The organism is Variovorax sp. Root434 (assembly GCF_001426595.1).
Classification (GTDB): Bacteria; Pseudomonadota; Gammaproteobacteria; order Burkholderiales; family Burkholderiaceae_C; genus Variovorax.
Genome location: NZ_LMEK01000007.1, coordinates 86,549 through 107,707, shown reverse-complemented (window position 1 = coordinate 107,707; position 21,159 = coordinate 86,549). Strand labels below are relative to the sequence as shown.

Sequence of the window (21,159 nt, the reverse complement as noted above, 5' to 3'; positions counted from 1 at the left end):
CTACTACATCGACTACCGCAACCTGCGCCCGAAGTTCGTCGAGACCTTCCTGGCCAAGCTGGCGAACTGGGACTTCGCGGCGAAGAACTTCGGCTGAACCCGGGTTCCTCCAGCAAAAAGCCGACCCAAGGGTCGGCTTTTTTGAGGGCTTGAGACGGTAGATGCTCAGCGCTTGCCGGCTGCGAACAACTCGCCGCCGAGCTTGGCTCCCTTCTTGATGTTCTTCTTGGCGAACCAGCCCTGGTTCATTTCGAGCACGTAGCGCACAGGCTCCAGCGAGCAATGCGAGTTCTCGGTCATGGGCTGCATGTCGACCAGGTTGACGATGCGGCCGTCCTCGGCCACGAACGCAGCGGTCAGCGGCAGGATCGTGTTGCGCATCCAGAAGCATTGCGTTGCAGGCTGCTCGAACACGAAGATCATGCCTTCAGCTTGCGGCATTTCCTTGCGGAACATCAGGCCGATTTCGCGCTGCAGGGGCGTTTGCGCGATCTGCGCGTCGATCTTGTACAGACCGACCGACAACTGCGTGCGTGGCAAATCGGTCTGGGATTGCTGCTGGGCATGAGCCGGCATCAAGAAGGGCGCAGACGCGAGGAGCAGGGCGGCGAGACGCTGGAACATCGGGGACAACTCTTTCAGAGCGGGGCGAAGCCCAGCCCGTAACCAATAAAAATGCCCGCTGATGCGGGCATTGCCGGTGAGCTTGAAAGCTTACACCTTCTTGGCGGCAGCCGTGTGGGCCTTGGCCACGTGGCGAACCTTGTGCTTCTTGGCAGCGGCGTGCTTCTTGGCGGGCGCGTGCTTGGCCACCTTGGGAGCGGCTGCGGCGGGAGCGGCCGTGGGTTCGGCTTGTTGAGCGAAAGCACCGACGGCGAAGAGACCGGCGACCAGGGCTGCGAGCAGCTTGTTCATGAACATATCCTTTGAAATTCGTTGATCTGGATTGCCCTCCCTGCGGAAGGTAGACATTCAACGAAAGCCGTTTCGCGCGGTTGACAGCCACGCAGCTGCCTCGATCAAAAAAAAAGCGCTCGGAAGAGCGCTTTTTTTTTGGGAGGCAGGCCGAATTACTGCGGGGTGCCGCCTTGGGTCGACTTGCGCTTGATGCTGCCGTCCTTGTTGCGACGACGCTGGTCGCGGGTTTCAGCGCGCTTCTCGCCAGAGGCAGCAGCCTTGTCGGCACCGATGGCGCCGCCTTCGGGCGTCTTGGCTTCGTCGCCGCCAGCAGCCTTGACCTGGCCAGCGGGCTTGGCAGCCTTCTTGGCTTCAGCACGTTGTTGCGACTTGCTGTTGGTGGCGTTACCTTGTTCGGGCGTCGTACCGGCCGGGTTTTGGGCGTAGGCGCCAGCGGCGAACAGGCCAGCGATCATGACTGCGAGAATTTTGCTCATTGATGATTCCTCTATCGAGAATTGGTTGGAAACGCCTCCCGGCGAGCAGAAGGTCAGCCACTAACGAGCCCATTGGCTCGCCGGTTGACAAACGCTTGCTGATGGGCTGCGTCTAAAATGTACAGCGATTTGTTCACAGGCTGTACAGCGAATCCACCCCGTGTCTGAATTCGCTGACAGTCGTCAAAAATTACGTCAATTCCGGAGCCATCCCCTCTCATGACCAGTTATCAGCACATCAAAGTCCCGACCGACGGCCAGAAGATCACGGTCAACGCCGACAACTCGCTCAATGTGCCTGACCAACCGGTCATTCCCTTCATCGAAGGCGACGGCACGGGCCTGGACATCACCCCGGTGATGTTGAAAGTGGTGGATGCGGCGGTGGCCAAGGCTTATGGCGGCAAGAAAAAGATCCACTGGATGGAGGTCTATGCCGGCGAGAAGTCGACCAAGGTCTACGGTCCCGACGTCTGGCTCCCCGAGGAAACGCTGCACGCCGTGCGTGACTATGTGGTTTCCATCAAGGGCCCGCTGACCACGCCCGTCGGCGGCGGCATCCGCTCTCTGAACGTCGCGCTGCGCCAGGAACTCGACCTGTATGTCTGCCTGCGCCCCATCCAGTACTTCGAGGGCGTGCCCAGCCCGGTGCGCGAGCCGCACAAGACCAATATGGTGATCTTCCGCGAGAACTCGGAGGACATCTACGCCGGCATCGAATTCGAAGCCGAGAGCGACAAGGCGAAGAAGCTCATCAAGTTCCTGCAGGACGAAATGGGCGTCAAGAAGATCCGCTTTCCCAATACCTCGGGCATCGGCGTCAAGCCCGTGTCGAGGGAGGGTACCGAGCGTCTCGTGCGCAAGGCGTTCCAGTACGCCATCGACAACGACAAGCCCAGCGTCACCCTGGTGCACAAGGGCAACATCATGAAGTTCACCGAAGGTGGCTTCCGTGACTGGGGCTATGGCCTCGCCGCCAAGGAATTCGGCGCTGAACTGATCGACGGCGGGCCGTGGATGAAGTTCAAGAACCCAAAGACGGGCAAGGAAATCACCGTCAAGGACAGCATTGCCGACGCCTTCCTTCAGCAGATCCTGCTGCGTCCTGCCGAGTACAGCGTGATCGCCACGCTCAACCTGAACGGCGACTATGTGTCCGACGCACTGGCCGCGCAGGTCGGCGGCATCGGCATCGCCCCGGGCGCCAACCTCAGCGACACCGTCGCCATGTTCGAAGCCACCCACGGCACGGCACCCAAGTACGCTGGCAAGGACTACGTGAACCCTGGTTCCGAAATCCTCTCGGCCGAAATGATGCTGCGCCACATGGGCTGGAAGGAAGCCGCCGACCTCATCATCAGCTCGATGGAGAAATCGATCGCCAGCAAGAAAGTCACCTATGACTTCGCGCGCCTGATGGACGGCGCCACGCAAGTGAGCTGCTCGGGGTTCGGGCAGGTGATGATCGACCACATGTAATTGCCATGGTTGCTCGTCGATGCCTGCCGGCGTCGAGCATCAAGCCCCTGAGCCGCCGAAAGGCGTTCAGGGGCTTTTTCATTCATGCGCTCGCCTGAGCTCGTTTCCTGCGAATTCTCCGGAAATTCCGTCGTCATTCACGGTGCAAGACCCTTGATTTGTCGAATACACGTCACCAAGTCTTCCTGCGCCGGCACGGCGCTTGCACGCTCTATAGAATCATTTTCATGGCAACGAGAATTCCAAAAACTCCCAGCACCCCCCCGGCGCAAAAACCGGCCGGGGATGACGGGGATTCGGTCGTCCTGGAGCGCCGGCCGCAAAAAACTGCGCCGCCCCAGATGTACCAGGTGGTGATGCTGAACGACGACTACACGCCCATGGAGTTCGTGATCGTCGTGCTGCAGGAATATTTCAGCAAGGATCGCGAAACCGCGACCCAGATCATGCTCAAGATCCACCTCGATGGCCGAGGCGTCTGTGGGGTTTATTCCCGCGACATGGCGGCCACCAAGGTCAACCAGGTGATGGAAGCCGCACAGCAGGCCGGGCATCCACTCCAATGCGTCAGTGAACCTGTTGCATGAACCAGTTGAATTGCGCAAGCTCCAACCCATCTGAGAACTTATTTACAGCAAGGCAAAAGGAAATCACATGATTGCCCAAGAACTGGAAGTCAGCTTGCACATGGCCTTCGTCGAGGCCCGGCAGCAGCGCCACGAGTTCATCACCGTGGAGCATCTGCTGCTCGCTTTGCTGGACAACCCGAGCGCCGCGGAAGTTCTGCGCGCCTGCTCGGCCAACGTCGACGACCTGCGGGCGTCGCTCACCAACTTCATCAAGGACAACACGCCCCAGGTGGCGGGTACCGACGATGTAGACACCCAGCCCACGCTGGGTTTCCAGCGCGTGATCCAGCGCGCCATCATGCATGTGCAGTCCACCGGCAACGGCAAGAAGGAAGTCACCGGCGCCAACGTGCTGGTCGCGATCTTCGGCGAGAAGGACTCGCATGCCGTGTACTACCTGCACCAGCAGGGCGTCACCCGCCTCGACGTGGTCAATTTCATTGCCCACGGCATCAAGAAGAGCGATCCGCCGGAAGCCGTCAAGGGCAGCGGTGAAGCACCCTCGGGCGAGGGCGAGGAGGGCGGCGGCGAACGCAACGAGAAGGCATCGCCGCTCGAGCAGTTCACGCAGAACCTCAACCAGATGGCGAAGGACGGCAAGATCGATCCGCTGATCGGTCGCGAGTACGAGGTCGAGCGCGTCATCCAGATCCTGTGCCGCCGGCGCAAGAACAACCCGCTCCTGGTCGGCGAGGCCGGCGTGGGCAAGACGGCCATTGCCGAGGGCCTGGCATGGCGCATCACGCAGGGCGACGTGCCCGAGATCCTGGCCGAGTCGAACGTGTTCTCGCTCGACATGGGCGCGCTGCTGGCCGGCACCAAGTACCGCGGCGATTTCGAGCAGCGCCTGAAGGGCGTGCTCAAGTCGCTCAAGGACAAGCCGAACGCCATCCTCTTCATCGATGAAATCCACACCCTGATCGGTGCGGGTGCGGCTTCGGGCGGCACGCTCGATGCGTCAAACCTGCTGAAGCCGGCGCTCTCCAGCGGCCAGCTCAAGTGCATCGGCGCGACCACCTTCACGGAATACCGCGGTATCTTCGAGAAAGACGCGGCCCTGTCGCGCCGTTTCCAGAAGGTCGACGTGGTCGAGCCGTCGGTGCAGGAAACCGTCGACATCCTCAAGGGCCTGAAGTCGCGTTTCGAGGAGCACCATGGCGTGAAGTACGCCGTGGCGGCCCTGCAGGCTGCGGCCGAGCTCAGCGCCAAGTACATCAATGACCGTCACTTGCCCGACAAGGCGATCGACGTCATCGACGAAGCCGGTGCTGCCCAGCGCATCCTGCCGCCGAGCAAGCGCAAGAAGACGATCAGCAAGACGGAAGTCGAGGAAATCGTGGCAAAGATCGCGCGCATTCCCCCGGCCAACGTCAGCAACGACGACCGCGGCAAGCTGCAGACCATCGAGCGCGACCTCAAGAGCGTGGTGTTCGGCCAGGACAAGGCGCTCGAAGTGCTCGCCTCGGCGGTCAAGATGGCGCGTTCGGGCCTGGGCAAGGGCGACAAGCCGATCGGCTCGTTCCTGTTCTCCGGCCCCACGGGCGTCGGCAAGACCGAAGCCGCGAAGCAGCTCGCCTACATCATGGGCATCGAGCTGATCCGCTTCGACATGTCGGAGTACATGGAGCGTCATGCGGTGAGCCGCCTGATCGGCGCGCCTCCGGGCTACGTCGGGTTCGACCAGGGTGGCCTGCTGACCGAGGCCGTCACGAAGAAGCCGCACTCGGTGCTGCTGCTCGACGAAATCGAGAAGGCGCACCCGGACATCTTCAACGTGCTGCTGCAGGTCATGGACCACGGTACGCTGACGGACAACAACGGGCGCAAGGCCGACTTCCGCAACGTCATCATCATCATGACGACGAATGCGGGCGCCGAGACCATGAACAAGGCGACCATCGGCTTCACCAACCCGCGCCAGGCGGGCGACGAAATGGGCGACATCAAGCGCCTGTTCTCGCCCGAATTCCGCAACCGGCTGGATGCCATCGTCAACTTCAAGGCGCTCGATGAGAACATCATCCTGCGCGTGGTCGACAAGTTCCTGCTCCAGCTGGAAACGCAGCTCAGCGAGAAGAAGGTGGAAGTCACCTTCAGCGACAAGCTGCGCAAGCACCTGGCGAAGAAGGGCTTCGATCCGTTGATGGGCGCACGTCCGATGCAGCGCCTGATCCAGGACACGATCCGTCGTGCACTGGCCGACGAACTGCTGTTCGGTCGCCTGACCGACGGCGGTCGCCTCGAAGTCGACCTCGACGACAAGGACGAAGTGCTGCTCGACATCCAGCCGCTTCCGAAGAAGGAAGGCAAGCAGAAGCCCGAAGCAGAGGAAGCAGCAGCAGGCTGAGCCCACTGCGGTTCCAGGAATGAAGTCAAAGGCCGGTAGCATCGCTACCGGCCTTTTTCTTTTGGGCCAGCCATATCGCACAGCCATTCCAACCGCTTTTTCGCCTTGATCCTCCCCGAACTCAGCCACGAATGGAAAACCGGCCTCTCCCTCGCGTGGAGCGGCTACATCGCGGTGCTGTCGATCTGGATCGTGATGCAGAAGCGCGCGCCGGTGTCGACGATGAGCTGGATCCTGTCGCTCGCGCTGCTGCCGTTCGCGGGCTTCGTCATCTATTACTTCCTGGGACCGCAGCGCCTGCGAAAGCAGCGGCTCAAGCGCCTGCGCAGCCGCGCCAGCGCCTTCGCCCAGGCCGACGTGGCGCGGCTGCGCGATGCGGCGCAGAACGCACCGCCGGCCCTGCAGCAGATGGCGAAGCTCGGCACGGCGACCTGCGGGCTGCCGGTGTCGAGCGCGGTCGATGTCGAACTGCTCTCGGGCGGGGCGCGCACCTTCGATGCGATCTTCGAGGCCGTACGCGCCGCACGGAACCACGTCCACCTCGAGTACTACATCTTCGAGCCCGACAGGATCGGCACCGCGTTGCGCGACCTGCTGGTCGAGCGCGCGAAGCAGGGCGTGACGGTGCGCCTGCTGATCGATGCACTGGGCTCCAAGCGCGTCGGCCGCAAGTTCATGGCGCCGCTGCACGAGGCGGGTGTCAAGGTGGCGCTGTTCCACGACACCAAGATCGGCCGCCGCCTGCGCCCCGTGACCAACTACCGCACCCACCGCAAGATCGTGGTGTGCGACGGTCGCGTGGGCTTCACGGGTGGCGTGAACATCACCGATGAGGAAGACAAGCGCACCCGGCCCGATGCGTACCACGACGTGCACCTGCGCATCGAGGGCAGTGCCGTGCGCTGGCTGCAGACCACCTTCCTCGAAGACTGGACCTACGCCACCGGCGAAGACCCGCGTGGCATGGACGATGTCATGAACGCCATGTTGCCGCAGCTGGAGGCTGGCAACATCCCGGTGCAGATCGTCACCAGCGGCCCCGACAACGCAATGGAGGCCATCCACCGCATGCACGTCGAGGCCATCCATTCGGCCACGCACCGCGCGTGGCTCACCACGCCGTACTTCGTGCCGGGCGAGCCCGCGCTGATGGCGCTCACCAGCGCCGCGCTGCGCGGCGTCGACGTGCGCCTGCTGGTGCCGCGCCGCAGCGACTCGGCCATCGTGAGTGCGGCGGCGCGCTCGTATTTCGACGAACTGATCGCAGCCGGCGTGAAGGTGTGGGAGTACAAGGCGCGCATGCTGCACTCCAAGACCCTGGTGGTCGACGACCATTGCGCGATGATCGGCACCGCGAATTTCGACAACCGCAGCTTCCGCCTCAACTTCGAGGTGTGCGCGGTGGTTTATGGTCCGGAACTGGCCCGGCCGCTGGCGGCGCAGTTCGAGACCGACCTGCACAGCTCCGGTGGTGTGCGCGCCCACCGGCCACAGAATTTCTGGATTCGCCTCGGCGACGCCATCGCCCGCCTGTTTTCACCCTTGCTCTGAATGAACCACACCTTTCTCTGGCACGACTACGAAACCTTCGGCGCGGTGCCGCGCCGCGACCGTCCCTCGCAGTTCGCGGCCATCCGCACCGATGCCGAACTCAACGAAGTCGGCGAGCCGCTGATGATCTATTGCAAGCCCGCGCCGGACTACCTGCCCAGCCCCGAGGCCTGCCTGATCACCGGCATCACGCCGCAGGTGTGCCTGGAACGCGGCATTCCCGAGCATGAATTCGCCGCGCACATCGAGCGCGCCTTCTCGCAGCCCGGCACCATCGGCGTGGGCTACAACACCATCCGTTTCGACGATGAGGTCACGCGCTTCCTGTTCTGGCGCAACCTGATCGACCCGTACGCGCGCGAATGGCAGAACGATTGCGGCCGCTGGGACCTGCTCGACGTGGTGCGCCTCACCTACGCGCTGCGCCCCGACGGCATCGAGTGGCCGAAGAAGGAAGACGGCAAGCCCAGCTTCAAGCTCGAAGACCTGGCGCGCGCCAACGGCCTGCTGCACGAATCGGCGCACGATGCGCTGTCCGACGTGCGCGCCACCATCGCGTTGGCCCGGCTGATCCGCGACAAGCAACCCAAGCTGTTCGACTTCGCCTTCGGCCTGCACAAGAAGGACCGCGTCGCCAGCGAACTCGGCCTGCCCGCGATGCGCGAGACGGCAAAGCCCTTCCTGCACGTGTCGGGCATGTTCCCGGTCGAGCGCGGCTGCCTGGCCGTGATGTGGCCGCTGGCCAGCCATCCCACCAACAAGAACGAACTGCTGGCCTGGGACCTGGCCCACGACCCGAGCGAGCTGCGCGACATCGACGTCGAGACCCTGCGGCTGCGCCTCTTCACCCGCACGGCCGACCTGCCCGAAGGCGTGGTGCGCCTGCCCGTGAAGGGCATCCACCTCAACAAGTCGCCGATGGTGGTCGGCAACCTGCGCACGCTCGCGCCGGCCATGGCGGGGCGCTGGGGCGTCGATCTCGACACTGCCATGCGCCACGCCGCGATCGCACGCGACCTGCCCGACATGAGCGCCATCTGGTCGCAGGTTTACGCCCGGCCCAAGGAGGCCACGCCCGACGTCGACGAAGACCTCTACGGCGGCTTCGTCGGCAACGCCGACCGCCGGCGCCTGAACCAGCTACGCAATCTGTCCCCCGAAGAGCTGGCCAAGGACCGCACGGGCTTCGATGACGGCCGGCTCGACGAGATCCTTTTCCGCTACCGTGCGCGCAACTGGCCCGAACTGCTGAACGAGGAAGAAGCCGAGCGCTGGGAGGCCCTGCGCGTGGCCAAGCTCTTCAAGGGCGAGGGCGGGGCGCGCACCATCGAGATGCTGTTCAGCGAGGTTGACGCGCTCTCCGAAAACGCCGACGAGCGCGGAGAGGAAATCCTCGGCGCGCTCTACGAATATGCCGAGGCCATCGCGCCCGAGGCCTGAGCTAAACACCCGAGCGCACAGCCCATGAGCCTGACGAACAACACCGAACTCTGCTCTAGAGCTTGATGCCGGCGGCCTTGACCGTCGGCCCCAGCACATCGACCTGTTCCTTGACGAAGCCGTTGAACGCGGCCACCGATTCCGGCTTGGCGACGATGCCCAGCTCGGTCAGCTTCTTCTGGATTTCGGGCATGACCAGCACTTCGTTGCAGGCGGCGTTGAGCCGGGTCACAACGTCCGCCGGCAGCTTGGCGGGGCCCGACAGGCCGAAGAAGTTCTCGAGCACCAGCTTCGGCTGATGCAGCTCGACCATCGTCGGCACATCGGGCATCAGCGGCGAGCGCTGCGCGCCCGTCACCGCGAGCGGCACCAGCTGGCCACCCTTGAAGAAGGGCACGTACGAGGTGATGACGTCGATGCCCACCGGAATGGTGTTGGCGATCAGGTCGGTGCTCATCGGTGCACCGCCGCGATAGGGCACGTGCACCATGTTGAGCCCGGTGATCTTCTTCAGCAGCTCGCCGTGGATGTGACCGATGGAGCCCGGGCCGCCCGAGCCGAAGTCCAGGCGGCCTTCCTTGCGTGCCATCGCCTCCAGGTCGGCATAGCTCTTCAGGCCCGACTGCTTGCTCGCCATGATCACCAGTGGCGCCGCGCCCAGGTAGGCCACGTGCGTGAAGCCCGTCACCGGGTCGTAGGGCAGCTTGTCGAGCGTGAACGGTCCGAGCGCGATCGGCGTGGTGTTCGAGAGCATCAGCGTGTAGCCATCGGCCGGCGACGCCGCCACCTGCGCGCCGCCGATGGTGCCGCCGGCACCCGGCTTGTTGTCGACCACCACGGGCTGCCCGAGCTTCTTCGCGAGCTGCTCGGCCATCACGCGCGCCAGCACGTCGCTGGAGCCGCCCGGCGGAAAGGTCACGATGATCTTGATCGCCCTGTCGGGCCATTGGGCGAAGGCGGGAAGGGCGGCCGAGGCGACGCCTGCGGCAAGAATCTGCAGCGCGCCGCGGCGCGTGGGATGAAGGTGTGGCATGGCGTTCTCCGCTGACGGATAAGAATGAGGCCTTTAGCAGGAATCGGGCCGCCGGCTTATGCTGGCCGCATGCCCTCCACCCCAGCCGCGCACGATGCGCTCGCCGACTTCGCCACACGCCACCGCAAGCTCTTCGTGCTCACCGGCGCGGGCTGCAGCACCGATTCGGGCATACCCGACTACCGCGACGTGGATGGCGAATGGAAGCGCCCGTCACCCGTCACCTACCAGGCCTTCATGGGCGAGGAATCCACGCGAAAGCGCTACTGGGCGCGCAGCCTGATCGGCTGGCCGACCATGGCGGGAGCACGGCCCGGCGCAGCGCACCGCGCATTGGCACGGCTCGGAGACGCGGGCCGCGTGGGCCTGCTGCTCACGCAGAACGTCGATGGCCTGCATGAAGCAGCCGGCAGCCAGGGCGCCATCGACCTGCATGGGCGCATCGACACCGTGCGCTGTATGGGCTGCGAGCGGCGCACGCCGCGCGCAGAACTGCAGCTCGAACTGCGGCGCCGCAATCCGCGCTGGGCCGAACTGGAAGCCCGCGCCGCGCCGGACGGCGACGCCGACCTCGAAGGCCGCGATTTCTCCAACTTCGACGTGCCCGCCTGCTCGCACTGCGGCGGCCTGCTCAAGCCCGACGTGGTGTTCTTCGGCGAGAGCGTGCCGAAGGAGCGCGTCACCGCCGCCTTCGCCGCGCTGGAAGAGGCCGACGCGGTGCTCGTGGCCGGCTCGTCGCTGATGGTCTATTCGGGCTTCCGCTTCGTGCAGGCGGCGGCCGCGGCGGGCAAGCCGGTGGCGGCGGTGAACCTGGGGCGCACGCGGGCCGACGCGCTGCTTTCGCTGAAGGTCGAGCGCCCCGTCGGCGAGGCGCTGACGGCGCTGGCGCAGCAGCTTGCCTAGCTCCGGCTGGACGTGCTGATCAGGGAGCGGACGAAGGCATCCACCTCCGCGGTGTAGGCGCCGGGCAGCCCCAGTTCGGAATTGATCTGTGCATGCGAAAGATCTTCCGGCGCCACTTCCGCACGGCCACCGGTTGCGGCGATGCGCACCGCGAACTGCCGGGCCTGCGTGCACGAGCCGTCGCGGCGCTGGGTGGAGCACACCAGCAGCATCGGCGGCGCGCCGGGCGCAAGGGCATCGGTAGGCGACACGGTGCGCCAGAAGGCGGGATCGTTGCCGAACACGCGGTCGTAGAAGGGCATGTGGCGGCGCCGCATCAGTCCGACCGTGTCGAGCGCGGCGCTGTCGAGTGCCACGGCGCCGAGCCAGGGGCGGGCACCTTGCCGCCGGGCGATGGAAAGCGATGCGCTGAGCAATGCGACAAGGTGCGCGCCGGCCGAATGGCCCATGAGCACGAAGCGGCCGGCGTCGCCGCCCCACGACGACGCGCTCGCCTGCGCGGTGGCGATGGCACGCGCCACGTCCTGCGCCTGCTGCATCACGTCGACCTGCGGCACGAAGCGGTAGCTCACCGAAACGAGGATGAAGCCTTGTCCGCGCACCCAGTGTTCGATCTTCTGGTTCACCACCGACGCGGCCGCCTTGTCGCCGAACATCCAGGCCCCGCCGTGGACCATCACGAGCACCGGCGCACCTTGCTGCACGTTCGGCGGCAGGTAGACGTCCATGCGCTGGCGCGGATCGGGGCCGTAGGGCTGGTTGGCCAGCAGGCGCACGCCGGCGGGCGGCGTGGCCGTTTCGCCGCCGGGTTGCTGCGCGATGGCCGGCGAGAACGCCAGCGCCAGCAGCCAGGCCGCGCAGATCCGTGCAAGACGTTTCATGAGAGGGCTCCTGGTGAACCGATGAAGGCCGGATTTTCGCGCTGCAGCCCTGTTGCCGGGCTGACCGCCGCGCTCAGCCGGCGTGCTTCGGCGCCATCCAACTCGTCGATGCATCCCGGCCCGGGAGGTGCAGGCTGGCCGTGGCGGCAGGCGTTTCGGCCAGCAGACGGCCCTTGCGGAACACCTTGAGCCGCGCGGCGCGCAGCCGGATCGCCTCGACCGCATCGCGCGCCTGCAGCAGCACGAAGCTCGCGTCGCAGCCGACCTCGATGCCGTAGCCCTGCAGGTGCATCACGCGCGCGGCATTGGTCGTCACCGCTTCGAAGCACTGGCGGATGCCGTCCTGGCTCGTCATCTGCGCCACGTGCAGGCCCATGTGCGCCACTTCGAGCATGTCGCCCGAGCCCATGCCGTACCACGGGTCCATCACGCAGTCGTGGCCGAAGGCGACGTTCACGCCGGCGGCCATCAGCTCGGGCACGCGCGTCATGCCGCGGCGCTTGGGGTAGGTGTCGTGGCGGCCCTGCAGCGTAATGTTGATGAGCGGATTGGCGACGACGGCCACGCCGCTCTGCGCGATCAGCGGCAGCAGCTTGCTCACGTAGTAGTTGTCCATCGAGTGCATCGACGTACAGTGCGAGCCCGTCACGCGGCCCTGCATGCCGAGGCGCTGCGCCTCGAAGGCCAGCGTCTCGATGTGGCGCGAGAGCGGGTCGTCCGACTCGTCGCAATGCATGTCGACCAGCTTGCCGCGCTGGGCGGCGATCTCGCACAGAAGCTTCACGCTGGCCGCGCCATCGGCCATGGTGCGCTCGAAATGCGGAATGCCGCCGACCACGTCCACGCCCTTGTCGAGCGCGCGCTCCAGGTTTCCGACGCCGCCGTGCGAGCGCAGCACCCCGTCCTGCGGGAAGGCGACCAGCTGCAGGTCGAGGTAGGGCGCCACCTTGCGCTTGACTTCGAGCAGCGCATCGACTGCGAGCAGGCTCGGATCGCTGGTGTCGACGTGAGAGCGAATGGCCAGCAGCCCCTTGGCCACGGCCCAGTCGCAGTAGGCCAGGGCGCGCTCGATGAGCGCGTCGGCCGTGAGCAGCGGCTTCAGCTCGCCCCACAGCGCGATGCCTTCGAGCAGCGTGCCGCTCTCGTTGACGCGCGGCAGGCCGTAGCTCAGCGTAGCGTCCATGTGGAAGTGCGGGTCGACGAAATGGGGCGCGAGCAGGAGGCCCTGCGCATCGAGCTTCTCGTGCGCCGGTGCGTCGAGGCCCGCGGTGACTTCGGCGATGCGCCCGCCCTGCACGGCGATCGACATGCCGGTGCGGCCATCGGGGAGGGCGGCGTTGGTGATGAGTAGGTCGAGCATCGTGGCGGCCTTTGCGTGTTCTGTTTCGATCGAGCGCCGGCACTTCAGCGCGTGTTCTGCGCCCGATACCGGTACTGCCCCGGCGCCGGCCCGACCTCGATGGTCACTCGGCGCAGCTTCTCATCGTGCCCCGAATCGGCCTTGGCCGTCACCACGATGCCGCGCGGCGTGGCGCGGCAGGTGAGGTCGGACAGCGAGATTTCGGCGTGGTCGTTGTCGAGTTCAGCGATCGCCACCGTGTGCTCTGCGCGCAGGCTGCCGTTGGCGTCGCGCGTCATCCACTGCACGTAGAGGAAGGACTGCGCGTATTGCTCGGCGTGCACGACGCGGTAGGTGCCGTGGTGGTCCTTGCCCCAGGTGCCGCACATCTGCACCCAGGTCACGGCGTCGGCCGTGCTGAAGGCCTCGTAGCCGTAGTTCATGCCCAGCGCATGAGCCCCTTTGCCACCCAGTGTCAGCAATGCCGCTAGCAGTGCGCCTCGCATGGCGGTGGCGGTCCTGGTGGTCATCAGCGTTCCCCCTTGCGATACGGTTTCATCAGCGCCTGCGGATAGCTGGCCTTGCGCGCCACCAGCACCAGCGCCAGGATCGACAGCAGGTACGGCAGCATCAGGTACAGCTGGTAGGGCAGCACGGCATCGCCCGATTGTTGCAGCCGCAGCTGCAGCGCGTCGAAGAACGCGAACAGCAGCGCGCCGACCAGCGCCTTGCCCGGACGCCACGAGGCGAACACCACCAGCGCCACGCAGATCCAGCCGCGGCCGTTCACCATGTTGAAGAAGAAGGCGTTGAAGGCAGACAGCGTGAGGAACGAGCCCGCCACCCCCATCAGCGCCGAGCCCGCGACGATGGCGCCGGTGCGCGTGGCCGCGACCGACACGCCCTGGCTCTCGGCCGCCTGCGGGTTCTCGCCGACCATGCGCAACGCGAGGCCGAGCGGGGTGCGGTACAGCACCCAGCCGATGATGGGCAGCAGCAGCAGCGCGAACAGCGTGAGCGCGGTCTGGGCATTGAGGATCGGGATGGGCAGCCAGTCCATCGGCGCAAAGGGCGTGATGGTCGGCGGTGTGTTGACCTTCGGAAAGCTCACGCGGTAGCCGAAGTAGCTGAGCGCGGTCGCAAGCAGCGTGATGCCCAGCCCCGAGACATGCTGCGAGAGCGCCAGGCCTACGGTGAGAAAGGCGTGCAGCAGCCCGAACACCAGGCCCGTCAGCGCGGCCACGCCCACGCCCACCCACAGCGGCGCGCCTGCATACACCGCGAGCCAGCCGGTGAAGGCGCCCGCGACCATGATTCCTTCGATGCCGAGGTTGAGCACGCCTGCGCGCTCGCACAGCAGCACGCCGAGCGTGCCGAGAATCAGCGGCGTGGCGATGCGCAGCACCGCGACCCAGAAGGCCGGGTTGGCGAGGATGTCGAGGAGGTCGGTCATGGATAGTTTCTCCCTCCACCTTTTGGGGAGGGTTGGGGTGGGGGCACGCGGCGCTCGAAGGGGAGGCCGACGCCCCCATCCCAGCCTTCCCCCGGAAGGGGAAGGGGCAAGACCGGAGTGGGACATGCTGTCATTTGAATCGCACCCGGTATTGCGTCAGCAGCGTTGCCACCAGCACCGCGATCAGCGAGGCCGCGACGATCACGTCCGCAATGTAGGTCGGTACGCCGACCGCGCGGCTCATGGTGTCGGCGCCGACCAGCACGCCCGCCACGAACACGCCGGCTGCGATCACGCCCAGCGGATGCAGCCCCGCCAGCATCGCGATCACGATGCCCGTGTAGCCGTAGCCCGGCGACATGTCGAGCGTGACGTAGCTCGTGCGGCCCGCCACCTCGATCGCGCCCGCCAGCCCGGCCAGCGCGCCCGAGAGCAGCGCCACCATCACCACGGTGCGCGTCACCGGCACGCCGGTGAAGGCCGCGGCGCGCGCATTCGCACCCACGGCGCGAATGTCGAAACCCAGCACCGTGTACTTGAAGACAGCCCACACCGTCACGGCGAGCGACACGGCCCACAGCAGTCCGGTGTGCACGCGCGTCTGCGCGACGAGCTTGCCCAGTTCGAGGTCGGACTGCAGCGACACGCTCTGCGGCCAGCCCATGGCGCTCGGGTCTTTCATCGGCCCGTCGAGCAGCGCCGAGACGCCGAGCAGAACGATGAAGTTGATCAGCAGCGTGGTGACGACCTCGTCCACGCCGAGCTTGTTCTTCATCAGCGCCGGGCCCAGCAGCATCAGCGCGCCGGCCGCTGCTGCCGCCAGCATCATCAGCGGAAACAGCAGCCAAGGCGACAGCTCGAACCCGGTGCCGCCATGCATACCGCCCACCGCCACGGCGGCCAGTGCACCCGCGTAAAGCTGGCCCTCGGCGCCGATGTTGAACAGCCGCGCCTTGAATGCGACCGTGGCCGCCAGCCCGGTGAGGATCAGCGGGATCGCGCGCGTCAGCGTCTCGCTCCACGCGAACACCGAGCCGAAGCCGCCCTGGAGCAGCAGCGCATAGGTGCGACCGACCGGAGCGCCGGCCCACAGCACCAGCAGCGCACTGACCGCCATGGTGAAGACGACCGCGCCGATGGGGGCAAGCACCAGCGAGGCGCGCGAGGTCTCGTGGCGTCGTTCGACCCGCATCATGTTGCGGCTCCTTTGGATGGAGGCGCCGTCGCGCCGGCCATGGCCAGCCCGATGGCCTCGCGCGTCCACGCGGCGGCCGGACGGGCTTCGCCCAGGTGGCCGCCATGCATCACGGCCACGCGGTCGCCGAGCGCGAGCACTTCGTCGAGGTCATCGGAGATCAGCAGCACGGCCGCGCCTGCGTCGCGCGCCGCAATCAGTTGCTGCTGCACATAGGCCACCGCGCCGATGTCGAGACCCCAGGTCGGCTGGTGCGCGACGATCAGGCGCGGTGCGCGGTTCGGATGCTTCCTGTTGTCGTCGCCTTTGGCAGCTTCGGGCTGCTCAGGCGGGAGCAGTGCACGCCCCAGGATCAGTTTCTGCATATTCCCGCCGGAGAGCGAACGGGCCGGCGCCATCAGGCCGGCGCCGCGCACGTCGAATGCCTTCTCGATGCGCCGCGCATGCAGCCGGGCGGCGGTGCGTTTCACGAGCCACGACCAGCGCGAGAACACCGGACTGCGCAGCCGTTCCGATACCGCGTTCTCCCAGACCGGCAGATCGCCGACCACGCCGACGGCATGCCGGTCTTCCGGAATGCGCGCAACGCCGCGCTGCACCAGCCGGGCGGGCGAGGGCGGCAATGCGCGTCCCATCAACTGCGCCGTGCCGGCCGTTGCGCGGCGCGTGCCGCTCAGCAACTCGGCGAGCGCCACCTGGCCGTTGCCGGAGACGCCCGCAATGGCGGTGATCTCGCCGGCGCGCAGCGTCAGCGATACCTCGCGAAGGCCGGCCGAATGGTCCTGCGCGCCGTCCTTGTCCGATGCGGTGCTCACGTGATCGAGCACACAGACCGCATCGCCCACTGACTTGGCCGGCCGCCGTTGCGGCGCCTCGACCGCATGCCCGACCATCCACAGCGCGAGCTGCGCCTGCGTGGTGTCGGCGGTGCGCGCCTGCGCCACCAGCTTGCCGCCGCGCAGCACGGCAATGCGGTGCGACACGCGCAGCACCTCGCCGAGCTTGTGGCTGATGAAGATCACCGACAGGCCCTGCGCCACCATCTGCGCGAGCGTGGCGAACAACGCCTCGCTTTCCTGCGGCGTGAGCACGGCGGTCGGCTCGTCGAGGATCAGGATGCGCGCGCCGCGGTACAGCGCCTTGAGGATTTCCACGCGCTGGCGCTCGCCGACCGAGAGGCTGCCGATCTGCGCATCAGGCTGCACCGGCAGGCCGAAGCGCCGGGCCACCTCGAGCAGCCTGGTGCGTGCGGCGGCGCGGCGCGACACCGGGTGCCACAGCGGCTCGGTGCCCATCATCACGTTGTCGAGCACGCTGAGGTTGTCGGCCAGCGTGAAATGCTGGTGCACCATGCCCACGCCGGCTGCGAGCGCCGCCTTCGGGTTGCCCGCCGGCAGCGGTGCACCGAAGACTTCGATGCTGCCTTCGTCGGCGACGTAGTGGCCGAACAGGATGGACATCAGCGTCGACTTGCCGGCGCCGTTCTCGCCAAGCAGCGCGAGCACCTCGCCCGCCTGCAGGTCGAGGGAGATGGCGTCGTTCGCGACAAGGGAACCGAAGCGCTTGGTGATGCCCTGGAGGCGGAGAACGGTCGTGGTGTTCATGAAGGTCTTGCTCCTTCCCCTTTCGGGGGAAGGCTGGGATGGGGGCAAGCGGCGCCTGCCAGACCCCCGCGATCGATCGAGCGCCGCGTGCCCCCACCCCGACCCTCCCCGGGGAGAGGACGCGGGATCACTTCCACGCAGCGAGGAACGCCAGCATGACCTTTGCGGAGTTGTCCGCCGCAATGCCCATGAAGGTGCCCATCTCGTTCTCGCCGTCGCCGCCGCCCGCGAGGTCGCTGAGCGAGCGGAAGGCGATGTAGGGCACGCCATTGGCATAGGCGACCATGCCCACGGCCGCGGTTTCCATGTCGAGCACGTTGGCCTGGAAGGTCTTGTAGGTGTATTCGCGGTAGGCCTTGTTGTCCATGAAGGCCTGGCCCGAGACGCCGTTGCCGCCGACCACCAGCTGCGGCTTGCGCGGCAGGCACTTGCCGGCGCTGCAGTTGGCAAGGTCTACGCTGCGGATGCCGCGCGCCACGTCGAGCATTTTCGGGTCGGCCTCGAACCAGAACTTGCGCACGATCTGCGGATGCGCCGCCGAGCGCACCTCCACTGGGCGCGGATGCATCATGCCGAAGTTCGGCAGTGTGGCGTCGGTGATGAAGGGCGGCGCCGTGAACTTGCCGGGCGCGGTTTCGCGCGCCATCAGCACTTCGAGGTACTGGCCCCACTGGGCCGGCACCGTGACGTCGCCGACGTGCAACGACGGATTCACGCCGCCCGCGATACCGCTGAACACGATGTTCGTGACACGGAATCGGTCGAGCACGAGCTGTGTGTTCATCGTCGCGTTCGTCATGCTGATGCCCGACAGGAACAGCACCACGGGCTTGCCTTCGAGTGTGCCGGTGGTGAATTCCACGCCATTCACGCTGTGCTTCACCGGGCCTTGCAGGCGCGTCAGCAGCAGCTTGAGCTCGGGTTCGAAGGCCGAGAGCACTGCGATGCGCGGCGTGTCGTCCAGGCGCGTGCTGCTGTTGGTACTGACGACATCGGGCGACCTGTAGACGCCGACGCAACCCGAGAGCACGAGGCCGAGCGTGGCGGCAAGCACCGGACCCCGCAGGCGTTGCAGCAATGAAGTGTGGTGGGTCGTCATGAGTTGGTGGGTGGTAGTGCAGGGCGATGCGCGGCATCGGGCGCGGCGATCCAGGCCTGCAGCGCCGGAACGCGCGGGTGCTTCGGCGCCAGGCCGACGAAGGTGGTGTAGGCGGCGAGCGCCTTGGCGTCGTTGCCGGCCTGCAGCTGCGCATCGCCGAGGTTCAGGTAGGCGAGGGCGCGGCTGCCGTCCATGTCGATGGCCTGCTCGAACCAGCGCGCAGCCTCGACCGGCTTGCCGCGCTTGAAGTACAGGAAGCCGAGGTTGTTGGCCGCCAGCGCGAAGCGCGGCTGCTGCTTGAGCGCTTCGGTGAAGGCGGCCTCGGCCTCGTCGTAGCGGCGCTCGCGGTACAGCTGCAGCCCGCGGTCGTTGGCGCGCTGGGCCGCCACGCGCGGCGGCACCGGCGCGGCGGCCGGCATCGTCAGCTTGGCTTCGGCGCCGTCCAGGTTCTTCACCACCACCTCGATAGCCGCGGCGGCCTTGGGCGTTGCGGCGGCGGCATGCACGGCCTGCTCGTTGGCCTCGTCGATGCGCTTGTTGACCTGGCTGGCCGCGGCATCGAGCTGCACAACGTCGCCGCTGAGGCCTTCGCGCTCGGTCGGCAGTGCAAACACAAACTCACCGCCCTCCGAGCCCGGCAGGCTGCCGAAGGCCGGCGTCTGCCGCGCGATGGCCGAGACGGCAGGCGCCACGTAGGCCGCGAGCTCGGTGCCGGTGATGACGCCGTCGCCATTGAGGTCGGCCTTGCCCGACAGCGCCTGCAGCACCGTCCAGGTGAACACCGAATGGCCGCCGGGGCCGTCGTCGGCCACCTGCTGGTCGGCGCCGCCGGCGGTGATCATCTGGCGGCCGATGCGGCGCGCGTTGTCGCTCAGGAAGTTCTTGCTGCCGCGCGGCCCGCCGCCCCGCGTGAGGCCCAGGCCCGAGTAGCAGGCATCCACCATGAACAGCACATGCTTGGCCGACAGCGCTTCGGCCACTTCCTGCAGCTGCGGCATGGAGATGGCATCGGCTGCCAGGTCGTCGAGCGATGCATCGACCGGGATGATGTAGCCGACGTCGCGCCCGCTCGCGAGCTTGCGGGTGCTGCCGTGGCCGGCGAAGAACACCAGCACGCGGTCGTCGCGTTTCACGCGCTTGCTGTCGGTCAGCTTGTCGTTGAGTGTGCGCAGGATGTTGGCGCGCGTGGCGTCGCCGTCGTACAGCGCCGTGACGTTCTCGGGCTTGAAGCCGAAGCGCGTGACCAGTGCCTGTTCCATGGCCTTGCCGTCGAGCACCGCGTGATGCAGGCCGGGCCACTTGGCGTACTTGTCGATGCCGATCACCAGCGCGTAGCTTTCGCGGTAGAGCGTGTCGCCGGCAGCGGCGGCGGCAATGCCGTCGTCCGGTGCCGCGCGCTTGGGTGCATTGACGATGAACTTGCCGTCGCGCCAGGTGGCGAAGCGGTAGCCGTCGGCCACCAGTTGGTCGAGCACCGTCGGCAGCGCCTGCACAGTGCGGCCCTGGATGTCGTGGAACAGGATCACGCCGCGCTTGGCCTTGTCGACCTCGGCCAGCACGCGGTCGGCGATCGACTTGGGCACCGGGTCGGCCCAGTCCATGGAGTCGACGGTCCACAGCATCGAGCGCAGCTTGAGCGCCTCGACCGCGCTGAGCTTGTCTTCGTTGCGCGCGCCGTAGGGAAAGCGAAACAGCGTGGATTGCGGGCGGCCGGTGACGTCGAGCAAGGCCTCGGTCTCGGTGGCCTCGGTGCGCACCGCGTCGTCGCTCATCTTCGCCATCATGCCGTGGCTGAAGCTGTGGTTCGCCAGCACATGCCCCGCGGCCAGCACGCGCTTGGCCACGGCGCCATTGGCGCCGAGTTGGGCCTTGCCCTGGGCGTCGAGCTTGCCGAGGTTCTGGCCGAGCTCGAAGAAGATGGCCGGCGCGTCGTAGCGCTTGAGGATCTCGAGGATCTCGTCCGTGTGCTTGGCGTGCGGGCCGTCGTCGAAGGTCAGCACCACGGTCTTGGGGGGCAGCGAGGTGCCGAAGATCTCGCGCGAATCAGCGGCGCTTTCCTTGGCGCTGCCCGCGGGCTGGGTGTAGGGGACGATGGCGCCGAAGTCCTTGAGGATCTTCTCGCGCGAATAGATGCCCTGGAGCTTGGCCACGTAGTCGGCCCATTTTTCCCGCTTGGGCTCGATGCCGCGCTGCGCGAAGCGGCCGAACACGTCCTTCAGTTCACGGTCGTAGGCCTGCTCGATCTCGGCGAGCACGGCCAGGTCTTCGCTCGCGCGGCGACCGAGCTTGAGGCCGGACAGCGACTGCGCCTGGCCGTAGCGCGTGCTCAGCTCGCCGAGGAATTCCTTGAATGCGAGGCGGTCGGCATCGAACCAGCTCGGCTCGCTTTCGATGCGGTCCAGCAGCGCGTTCAATGCGGGCACCGTGGCCGGGTCGGAGTCCTCGCCGGCCTGGGCGACCAGTGCGCGCTGGCGCTCCTGCATGTCGTGGAACAGCAGTTGCCCAACCGCGCCGACCGCGCGCTTCTCGGCCGCGTCGAGCGTGCGCTCGCCGGTCATCAGCACGATCATCTGCCGGTGGGCGGCGAGCAGGGCATCGGCACGCTCCTGCAGCTGGGGCGGGATGCCGACCGGCGCCGCGGCCACCGGAGGTGCTGCCGCCGATGCGGTCATCGCAGGGGTCGCGGCCACTGCGGCGGGCGCCGCCGCAGCCACGGGTTGCTCACGCTGGCACGCGGCGAGGCCGAGCGACAAGGCCGCGACAGCCACGGCCTGGCTTGCGGCTTGCCACCGCACACGATTCATTTGCATTC

Annotated in this window: 19 protein-coding genes; 7 read left to right on the top strand and 12 right to left on the bottom strand. The window is 66.7% G+C overall.

Translation table 11 applies throughout. From position 1 onward, the window contains the following. On the top strand, positions 1 to 97 hold a 97-nt coding region (locus ASD05_RS30035), incomplete at its 5' end, for a Fe-Mn family superoxide dismutase (RefSeq protein WP_321165240.1). A 68-nt stretch (positions 98 to 165) separates the two neighbouring features. On the opposite strand, the gene ASD05_RS09040 is transcribed toward ASD05_RS30035, so the two are convergent. From ASD05_RS09040 to ASD05_RS09030, 3 genes are all read right to left on the bottom strand, one after another. Then, entirely contained in the window at positions 166 to 624 is a 459-nt protein-coding gene (locus tag ASD05_RS09040; RefSeq protein ID WP_056590664.1) for a DUF192 domain-containing protein, read from the bottom strand. Positions 625 to 714: 90 nt separating this feature from the next. Continuing rightward, positions 715 to 915 (bottom strand): hypothetical protein, encoded by a 201-nt coding sequence (locus ASD05_RS09035; RefSeq protein WP_056590677.1) that lies wholly within the window; start codon positions 913 to 915, stop codon positions 715 to 717. Positions 916 to 1,070: 155 nt separating this feature from the next. Then, positions 1,071 to 1,394, bottom strand: a complete 324-nt coding sequence (locus ASD05_RS09030) for a hypothetical protein (protein ID WP_007838825.1) — start codon at positions 1,392 to 1,394, stop codon at positions 1,071 to 1,073. Between the two features lie 219 nt (positions 1,395 to 1,613). Between ASD05_RS09030 and icd the strand changes: the two genes are divergently transcribed. The 5 genes from icd (at position 1,614) to sbcB (ending at position 8,840) form a co-directional block, all read left to right on the top strand. Next, positions 1,614 to 2,873 carry an NADP-dependent isocitrate dehydrogenase gene (gene icd / locus ASD05_RS09025; protein WP_007838827.1) on the top strand — a complete coding sequence of 420 codons (1,260 nt, stop codon included), beginning with the start codon at positions 1,614 to 1,616 and terminating at the stop codon, positions 2,871 to 2,873. Positions 2,874 to 3,100: 227 nt separating this feature from the next. Then, positions 3,101 to 3,460 carry an ATP-dependent Clp protease adapter ClpS gene (gene clpS / locus ASD05_RS09020; RefSeq protein ID WP_042674481.1) on the top strand — a complete coding sequence of 120 codons (360 nt, stop codon included), beginning with the start codon at positions 3,101 to 3,103 and terminating at the stop codon, positions 3,458 to 3,460. Between the two features lie 67 nt (positions 3,461 to 3,527). After that, positions 3,528 to 5,849, top strand: a complete 2,322-nt coding sequence (clpA, locus tag ASD05_RS09015; protein WP_007838831.1) for an ATP-dependent Clp protease ATP-binding subunit ClpA — start codon at positions 3,528 to 3,530, stop codon at positions 5,847 to 5,849. Between the two features lie 105 nt (positions 5,850 to 5,954). After that, positions 5,955 to 7,400, top strand: a complete 1,446-nt coding sequence (gene cls, locus ASD05_RS09010; protein WP_056590661.1) for a cardiolipin synthase — start codon at positions 5,955 to 5,957, stop codon at positions 7,398 to 7,400. Continuing rightward, positions 7,401 to 8,840: an exodeoxyribonuclease I gene (gene sbcB, locus ASD05_RS09005; RefSeq protein ID WP_056590658.1), complete on the top strand. Its 1,440-nt coding sequence runs from the start codon at positions 7,401 to 7,403 to the stop codon at positions 8,838 to 8,840. It begins immediately after the preceding gene. Positions 8,841 to 8,895: 55 nt separating this feature from the next. Here the strand turns inward: sbcB and ASD05_RS09000 are convergent, their stop codons facing one another. Beyond that, positions 8,896 to 9,873: a Bug family tripartite tricarboxylate transporter substrate binding protein gene (locus ASD05_RS09000; RefSeq protein ID WP_056590655.1), complete on the bottom strand. Its 978-nt coding sequence runs from the start codon at positions 9,871 to 9,873 to the stop codon at positions 8,896 to 8,898. 69 nt (positions 9,874 to 9,942) lie between these two features. Here ASD05_RS09000 and ASD05_RS08995 point away from each other — a divergent pair, with 69 nt between their 5' ends. Then, entirely contained in the window at positions 9,943 to 10,776 is an 834-nt protein-coding gene (locus ASD05_RS08995; RefSeq protein ID WP_056590652.1) for an NAD-dependent protein deacetylase, read from the top strand. On the opposite strand, the gene ASD05_RS08990 is transcribed toward ASD05_RS08995, so the two are convergent. The 8 genes from ASD05_RS08990 to ASD05_RS08955 form a co-directional block, all read right to left on the bottom strand. Next, positions 10,773 to 11,657, bottom strand: a complete 885-nt coding sequence (locus ASD05_RS08990; protein ID WP_056590649.1) for an alpha/beta hydrolase — start codon at positions 11,655 to 11,657, stop codon at positions 10,773 to 10,775. The two genes, ASD05_RS08995 and ASD05_RS08990, sit on opposite strands and share 4 nt — an antisense overlap. Before the next feature lie 73 nt (positions 11,658 to 11,730). Next, positions 11,731 to 13,017 carry an amidohydrolase family protein gene (locus tag ASD05_RS08985; RefSeq protein WP_056590646.1) on the bottom strand — a complete coding sequence of 429 codons (1,287 nt, stop codon included), beginning with the start codon at positions 13,015 to 13,017 and terminating at the stop codon, positions 11,731 to 11,733. A 44-nt stretch (positions 13,018 to 13,061) separates the two neighbouring features. After that, positions 13,062 to 13,526, bottom strand: coding sequence for a hypothetical protein (locus ASD05_RS08980; protein ID WP_056590643.1), 465 nt, complete (start codon positions 13,524 to 13,526; stop codon positions 13,062 to 13,064). Then, positions 13,526 to 14,449 carry an ABC transporter permease gene (locus ASD05_RS08975; protein ID WP_056590640.1) on the bottom strand — a complete coding sequence of 308 codons (924 nt, stop codon included), beginning with the start codon at positions 14,447 to 14,449 and terminating at the stop codon, positions 13,526 to 13,528. The genes ASD05_RS08980 and ASD05_RS08975 overlap by 1 nt, the downstream gene beginning before the upstream one ends. A gap of 130 nt (positions 14,450 to 14,579) precedes the next feature. Next, a complete protein-coding gene (locus ASD05_RS08970) occupies positions 14,580 to 15,641 on the bottom strand; it encodes an ABC transporter permease (RefSeq protein WP_200955411.1) in 1,062 nt (353 codons plus the stop codon). Continuing rightward, positions 15,641 to 17,248 carry an ABC transporter ATP-binding protein gene (locus tag ASD05_RS08965; RefSeq protein ID WP_056590635.1) on the bottom strand — a complete coding sequence of 536 codons (1,608 nt, stop codon included), beginning with the start codon at positions 17,246 to 17,248 and terminating at the stop codon, positions 15,641 to 15,643. Before ASD05_RS08965 ends, ASD05_RS08970 begins: the two co-directional genes overlap by 1 nt. 127 nt (positions 17,249 to 17,375) lie before the next feature. Next, the gene (locus ASD05_RS08960; RefSeq protein ID WP_200955409.1) at positions 17,376 to 18,347 is read right to left on the bottom strand and encodes a 5'-methylthioadenosine/S-adenosylhomocysteine nucleosidase; all 972 of its coding nucleotides are present in this window, start codon (positions 18,345 to 18,347) and stop codon (positions 17,376 to 17,378) included. Then, positions 18,344 to 21,157 carry a polysaccharide deacetylase family protein gene (locus ASD05_RS08955; protein WP_056590633.1) on the bottom strand — a complete coding sequence of 938 codons (2,814 nt, stop codon included), beginning with the start codon at positions 21,155 to 21,157 and terminating at the stop codon, positions 18,344 to 18,346. Before ASD05_RS08955 ends, ASD05_RS08960 begins: the two co-directional genes overlap by 4 nt. Positions 21,158 to 21,159: the final 2 nt, after the last annotated feature.